Source organism: Sulfobacillus sp. TH-112 (assembly GCF_057473405.1).
This window is the reverse complement of the sequence record NZ_JBYCKN010000058.1, coordinates 1-6,273: the sequence shown is the minus strand read 5'-3', so window position 1 is coordinate 6,273 and position 6,273 is coordinate 1. Positions and strand designations below refer to the sequence as shown.

General features: G+C 52.4%; 7 protein-coding genes and 1 pseudogene. 4 read left to right on the top strand and 4 right to left on the bottom strand.

The annotated features are described in order from the left end of the window. Positions 1 to 240, top strand: a pseudogene (locus ACOJWD_RS03590) (hypothetical protein); the annotation flags it as partial. Here the strand turns inward: ACOJWD_RS03590 and ACOJWD_RS03585 are convergent. The 4 genes from ACOJWD_RS03585 to ACOJWD_RS03570 form a co-directional block, all read right to left on the bottom strand. Continuing rightward, positions 218 to 1,030 (bottom strand): alpha/beta fold hydrolase, encoded by an 813-nt coding sequence (locus ACOJWD_RS03585; protein WP_486991851.1) that lies wholly within the window; start codon positions 1,028 to 1,030, stop codon positions 218 to 220. The pseudogene ACOJWD_RS03590 and the gene ACOJWD_RS03585 sit on opposite strands and share 23 nt — an antisense overlap. Before the next feature lie 838 nt (positions 1,031 to 1,868). Continuing rightward, positions 1,869 to 3,098, bottom strand: coding sequence for a cysteine desulfurase-like protein (locus ACOJWD_RS03580; RefSeq protein WP_486991850.1), 1,230 nt, complete (start codon positions 3,096 to 3,098; stop codon positions 1,869 to 1,871). Between the two features lie 58 nt (positions 3,099 to 3,156). Beyond that, positions 3,157 to 4,290, bottom strand: coding sequence for a trans-sulfuration enzyme family protein (locus ACOJWD_RS03575; RefSeq protein WP_486991849.1), 1,134 nt, complete (start codon positions 4,288 to 4,290; stop codon positions 3,157 to 3,159). 194 nt (positions 4,291 to 4,484) lie between these two features. Then, complete coding sequence (locus tag ACOJWD_RS03570) at positions 4,485 to 4,712, bottom strand: alpha/beta-type small acid-soluble spore protein (protein WP_486991848.1); 228 nt, start codon at positions 4,710 to 4,712, stop codon at positions 4,485 to 4,487. A 172-nt stretch (positions 4,713 to 4,884) separates the two neighbouring features. Between ACOJWD_RS03570 and ACOJWD_RS03565 the strand changes: the two genes are divergently transcribed. The 3 genes from ACOJWD_RS03565 to ACOJWD_RS03555 all read left to right on the top strand — a co-directional run. Continuing rightward, a complete protein-coding gene (locus tag ACOJWD_RS03565) occupies positions 4,885 to 5,088 on the top strand; it encodes a DUF4264 family protein (RefSeq protein WP_486991847.1) in 204 nt (67 codons plus the stop codon). After that, entirely contained in the window at positions 5,078 to 5,491 is a 414-nt protein-coding gene (locus ACOJWD_RS03560; protein ID WP_486991846.1) for an NUDIX hydrolase, read from the top strand. Before ACOJWD_RS03565 ends, ACOJWD_RS03560 begins: the two co-directional genes overlap by 11 nt. Next, the coding region (locus ACOJWD_RS03555) for a tetratricopeptide repeat protein (protein WP_486991845.1) at positions 5,475 to 6,273 on the top strand (799 nt) is incomplete at its 3' end. The genes ACOJWD_RS03560 and ACOJWD_RS03555, both read left to right, overlap by 17 nt.

Here is a 6,273-nt window from a genome sequence, read left to right as displayed (position 1 = left end):
GTGATGTCTTTTGCAGTAGCTATTTTGATGGCGTCAACTCGCATACCGAGAGGACTGGCATTTGCCATTTTTGTCGGCACCACCCATCTCACGCCCCATACCCGAACGCTGTTTATCGGCGGACTCCACACGGCCCTCTATCTATCGATAGGGATGCTGGGATTGGCCGCGCTTGGGTCACTCGTGCGTGGCCAACCTAACACGACTCAACCTGCCGCTAGGTCGACAGCTCCGATCTAGTACTTAGAAAATCACGCACCAAGGGAAAGACGGCGGATAGATTTTCGAGATGCGGATAGTGGCCGGCATGCGAAATGTTTTCGCGCCGTGCTCGAGGAATAGTATCTAATCCATCTGCGCCGTTTCGCAGTAACGGATCGGCGCTTCCGCGAATAATGAGTGTTGGAGCGGTGATTTTCTTGAGGAGGGGCGAGATGTCCGTCGTCAAGATGGTGTCCAACGTACTCAAGATAGCATGTCGTTGAGCCGACTGGTTGAGTTGATGTTGTATTTCTAGGTCATGCGGCGAGGGAGGGATGACAAACGAGCCGCGCCAAACGCGGTCGAGCAGAGAGGGGAGCATGTTGCTGCTGACCCGTTGAACCATGGAGAAAATTTTAGCAAATTGGCGACCGATGCGCGCGTCGACGGCGGCGCAGTGCGCTCCTGGAATGGTATCGATGACCACCAACCGTCGCACCATGTGAGGAATTCGAGCGGCTAAATAGAGGGCACCGGTGCCACCAAAGGAGTGCCCAATCAAGTCCACTTTGGCGACTCCTGCGCTGCGTAGTAGTCGAATGGCGTCTCTCGTATAGTCATTGATATGATAACCGACAAGAGGTTTATCAGAGAGACCAAATCCTCTGAGGTCGGGAATGATGGTGCGGTAGTGGGCTTGGTGCAGGTGGTGGGATAGCGGTAGAAAACTGTCTCCGTTCATGGCCCATCCGTGTAGTAGGAGCACCGCCTGTGGACCATCTCCCAGGTCACGATAAAAGATGTTGATTCCCTTTAAGTTAACTTCCATTGCGGGTCCTTCTTCCTAAAGTTACTGTAACTTGTATTATATAAGTATATAGCGGGCGGATAAAGATAGTGAGGGGACGGAGAAGACATCTTGGACCAATATACTCACCTTTATGCGATAGCAAAAGATTGCGATGTTCTATTCCACGATACTGGCTATGAAATAATAGGTGGCTTAGCTTGGTTCAGGAAATCATGTAGGCGTCGCCGCATCGACTGGCGCGTGTGTCTGGCAGCATCCAGATCCAAGGGCTGCTTTGACCGGTCAGGTCGTGATCCTGTTAAGGGATCGACGCCAGTGGCGTTGGGGCGAGGTGCGGGATCGATGGGCCTTTGCACCTCCGATCGGTAACAACCTCTGCCCTGCGGTGCAAACGTATGGGGTGGGGCGCTGTGTGATGCAAGGAGTTCGCACAAACTATGTGGGGCGCTTCGATGTGAGTGTTGTCAGGGGAGCAACACCTTCGGTAATCTGTCCGCTATCACCCTGATGCGGTCATGAGACCAACCAATGGCTCACTCATACCGCGTTGGATGCGATACGCATAGACGGGACCCCCTATATGGTCAAGACACTTGGCACCGGTGGGGTTCTATGGATGCGGCGAGGCGGTAACGCAGACACTTCGCACTCTGGTGTCTCTTTAGTGACAACGATTAGCCGCTATACGGAGGGTTGGTAAGCTACCGACATTCACCAGGCGGCTTTGCAGTGCGCACACCATGCAAGGGGCATCAACATTGTTTTCGATTCTCACAGCGACGATGGCTAAAATGAGTGGGAGGCGAGGGTGACCTCGCCATCCGGGTGACCCTCAGCGGTTATCTTTTAGGGATCTCTATTCTCGTGCGATGTCTTCACAAACCCTTAAGGTCTTGTGGATTTCTTCAGGTGTGTTATAGGGGGCGAGTCCCAGACGGACTAGACCACCTCGCTCTTCAAGACCAAGTGAGCGAATAACCCCGATGGCATAAAAATCTCCGTCCCAGGCCAGGATATCTTGGGCCGCCAGGGCTTGCGCCACCTGCTTGGCATGGTGATTATCGACGGTGAAACTGAGTGTAGGAGTCCGGTCCGCCTCCCCCACTGGCGGACCGTATACCCGAACTCCAGGAATCGATTGAAGACCGTGATACAGCTCTTTTGCCAGAGCATGCTCATACTGATAGATACGCTTCATGGCGGTTTGGATTCTCTGTCTGAAAGTGGCGCTGTCATCGACGGCCAGACTTGCGATAAAGTCGACTGCCGCACTGACGCCGGCAATGGCCGCGTGATTGAGAGTGCCCGTTTCGATTTTTTGGGGAGCATGTTCACTTTGGGGACGTACTTTTAGTGGGGATAAGTGGCTCATGAGCTCCGGTTTGGTGTAGAGAATCCCGATATGCGGACCAAAAAATTTATAGGCGGAACAGAGAAGAAAGTCAGGGTCCAAGTCGCTGACATCGATTAGTCCATGTGGGGCCCAATGCACGGCATCGACCACCATGAGCGTGTTCTGGTTTCGCGTCCATTGGCGAATTAATTTGAGCGGATTGACGGTGCCGAGGGCATTGGAGGCATATCCTACGGCGACCAGACGCGTCCGGGGAGAAAGCATCTTCTGGAAATAGTCTAGGTCCAATTCTCCGTCACCGTTCAGTGGAACATGATGAATGATGGCACCGCGGGCTTCGAGGGCGAGCCATGGGGCCACATTGGCGTCATGGTCCAAGTCGGTGACGATAATTTCGTCTCCGGGCTGAATCTGCTGTGCCAGGGCCATGGCTAAGAGAAAATTTAGGGTGGTCATATTTTGGCCAAATGATATGGTGCTGGCTAAGCTACTGCCAAGAAAATTCGCTATTTTGATCCGAGCCTCATCGATCACGTCGTCAGTTTCTTGACTCGTGACGAATACCCCGTGGCTATTGCTATTATGCTGCTCATAGTAATTCGATATAGCGGAAATCACGGATTTCGGCACTTGTGTGCCGCCCGGGCCATCAAGATAAATTAAGGGATCCCCGTGTGCACCTACCCGGGTTAGCGAGGGGAATTGATTCCGACAATAGCAAAGGTTCTCCACGACGGTGCCTCCTTAGGGCGAAATGACTGGCGCATGCTGAGCCAGGAATGCGGGTAGTCTAGTACGACAAGGCCTCTCTCATTTCTTGGATGAGGTCGTCGATGCTTTCTATGCCCACCGACAGCCGTAATAGTTGGGGCGTGATATGCAATCGGGCGCGCTCTTCCGGCGAAAGGAAGGCATGCGACATAGTAAAGGGATGACTGATGATGGATTCGACGCCACCTAGGCTGGCACCATAAAATAGTGTGTGGAGACGAGCGAGAAACTGTTCCACCGGGAGCTCTGCCGTGAGTTCGAAGGATAATACCGCACCGGCACCATCCGATTGCTTTTGGTGAATGGCATACCCAGGATGTTGAGGAAGGCCGGGGTAGTACACTTGGCTCACGGCGGGATGCTGTGCCAAATAGTGGGCAACCTTGGTGGCGTTCTCTTGGGAGCGGTCCATGCGTACAGCCAAGGTTTTCATCCCGCGCAGTAACAGCCAACTGTCATCAGGACCTAAAATTCCGCCGTGGATGCGTTGCTGGGCATGAATGTGTTCTGCCAAATTGGCACTTTTAACAACGACCAAGCCTGCTAGAAGATCGCTATGGCCACCGAGAAACTTCGTTGCACTATGGACCACGACATCGATACCCAAATCTATGGGACGCTGTAAATACGGGGACATAAAGGTATTGTCGATGATGACAATGGCCCCATGACGGTGAGCTAGCGATTGCACCTCGCTGAGGTCCGTAATAGCTAGGGTCGGATTGGCGGGTGACTCAATAAAGATTCCACGCGTGTTAGGACGCAGCGCTTGTTCCAATGCGTTAAGATCTTGAGCATCTGCACGGGTATATTCTAATTGGTAACGCGACGCCAAGGATTTCAAAATTTCTTCAGTTCCACCATAAAGGTTATCCGCAACTACAAGATGGTCACCGTGAGCAAAGATTCCCAAGGCTGCTGCGATAGCGGCCATTCCTGACGCGAAGGCATATCCGGAGTGGCCATTCTCTAAGGCAGCAATGGTGTCCTCGAGGACTTGACGGGTAGGATTTTTACCTCGACTATAGCTAAATTCTTGTTCTTTGCCATACTGTTGAGCAAACGTGGAGGAACGTTGAACACTAGGGCTTACCCCCCCCGAGAACGGATCGATGGAATGGGGATGATGAATGAGCTTGGTGGCAAATTTCAATAGTGACCCTTCTTTCCTATGACGTCAAAATGCAATATAAGGGGATAGTATCACGAGTTAGAGTACTCCGTGCTCATGACTAGAAGGAAATATGCAAGTGACGGCTCTGTGGCCATTTGTCGGATGCGAAAAGAGGGCGGGGCCGGAGCCTAAGCTCAGCGACGCCGCCCTTAGTATGATGCATCAAAAAGGGATTATTCCTGTGCCTCACCTATTAATGATTGTTCGGCGTGCTTGATCATGACTTTGACCATGTTACCGCCGATTTTGCCACCGATGCGCCCTAGTTGTCGGCTTGGCATGTCGGCCCAACCTTTTTCCTCAATCTCGTTGCGGAGTCCTAGTTCGCTTGCAACCTCATATTTAAATTGATCGCGAATCTGACTCGAAAGTACCGACGGGCCTTTAGTCCTCTGTGCCATACCGTTGCACCCCCTTCGTGGTGACACAGATAGTATGGCTGTTCCTCGCGGCGGGGATGTTAGGAGGATGGTGACAAGCTATCGCGGCATTACCATCTCATCCTCTATTGGCCATTCGTGAACGCGAGAAGCTTGTTATAATAAATGCAGAAGAAAGGTGAGGTGGGTTCTCATGAAAGTGTCCGCCCAACATCAAAAGTTGACGACATTAGCTCAACGACGGTTTGAAGGCTTTACGCCATATCAAGTGGTGACGTTTTTAAATCAGTCTTTGAAAGAACGTGGGGTCATCTTTGGCTTGCGACAGTTTGATGATGACTGGGAACTAACCGTCTACGACGCGGGGCATAGAGAGCCTATGACCGATGACACCTAGGATCGGGGTCGCGGGGATCTTAGTCGATGATAAGCGGAGAGTGTTGCTGGGCCAACGAGGCAAGGCACCCAATCAAGGATTATGGGCGTTTCCCGGAGGTCATCTGGAATATGGAGAGTCCATTGAGGGAGCGCTTCAGCGTGAATTTCGGGAAGAAACAGGGCTTCATATTCGCGTTGGGCCGTTGCTATATGTTGCGGAACTTATTGCCCATGATTTTCACTATGTACTTTTGGACTACGCGGTAGAGCGCGTGTCCGGTGAGATGTGTGCGGGGGATGACCTGGAAGCGGTAGAGTGGGTCGATCCCACTAAGGTCGCTGGTCGAGGTTTGGCGGCGGCAATGGTGGACTGTTTGAGGTCTGCGGCGGTGCGGAGGTACATTGATGAGAGCCGTCAATAAATGGGCTAAAGTCTCGATGGGTTTAGGATTATTGCTATTTTTGAGCGGTTGTGGAAGTAGTCAGTACTTAGTCAAGGCTTCACCAAGCACACCGTCCAGTGTTTTGCAGTATCAGCAATCAGTAGAAGTTCAATACCACACAGTGGTTCAAAACTTAGATCAAGCGATTAGCTCCGAAGAAGTGGCCATCTCGATGGACCCTCACTATGTTGACGGCTATTTGCGACTGGGCGGCCTGTTTTTGCTTGCGGGTCAGCATCAGGCATCGATTGATGCTCTTCGTCACGCCATCGAATTGCAGCCGAAAGAGGCCGGCAATTGGGTGATACTGGGCCAAGTCCTGTCAGAACTTGGCGCCAAAGACCAGGCACAGGTTGCGTTTGATCGCGCCATTGCAATTAATCCCGGAAATTGGGAGGCATGGGATGGCCTGGGCTTTTTGGCTGTGGCGGAACACCACGACACGACGGCCTGGCACGATGGTGAAAAGGCCATTTTCACGGTTGGTGAAGAAGGACCGACGTTAGATTTGATGGGACGCGTGCTCTACGATCAGGGGGATGCCACCGATGCACTGTCATACTTCAAGGCAGCGAGTCGGATTCAGCCTGACTGGTGGCAAAGCTATTACGATCAAGCCCGGGCGGAAGTGCTGCTGGGAAACGTGGGGGCGGCGCTGGCTGATTTGACACGGGCGGCCACTCTTGATCCCACCAATGGTCAGGTGTGGACGATGATGGAGGCCATTGAGTCCAATAAGGAGGGTGCGAATGCCAAAAGCG

Excerpts from the sequence above, each read along its gene's own strand:
- ACOJWD_RS03565 (WP_486991847.1), top strand. The coding sequence starts at position 4,885 with ATGAAAGTGTCCGCCCAACATCAAAAGTTGACGACATTAGCTCAACGA.
- ACOJWD_RS03570 (WP_486991848.1), bottom strand. The coding sequence starts at position 4,712 with ATGGCACAGAGGACTAAAGGCCCGTCGGTACTTTCGAGTCAGATTCGC.
- ACOJWD_RS03560 (WP_486991846.1), top strand. The coding sequence starts at position 5,078 with ATGACACCTAGGATCGGGGTCGCGGGGATCTTAGTCGATGATAAGCGG.
- ACOJWD_RS03585 (WP_486991851.1), bottom strand. The coding sequence starts at position 1,030 with ATGGAAGTTAACTTAAAGGGAATCAACATCTTTTATCGTGACCTGGGA.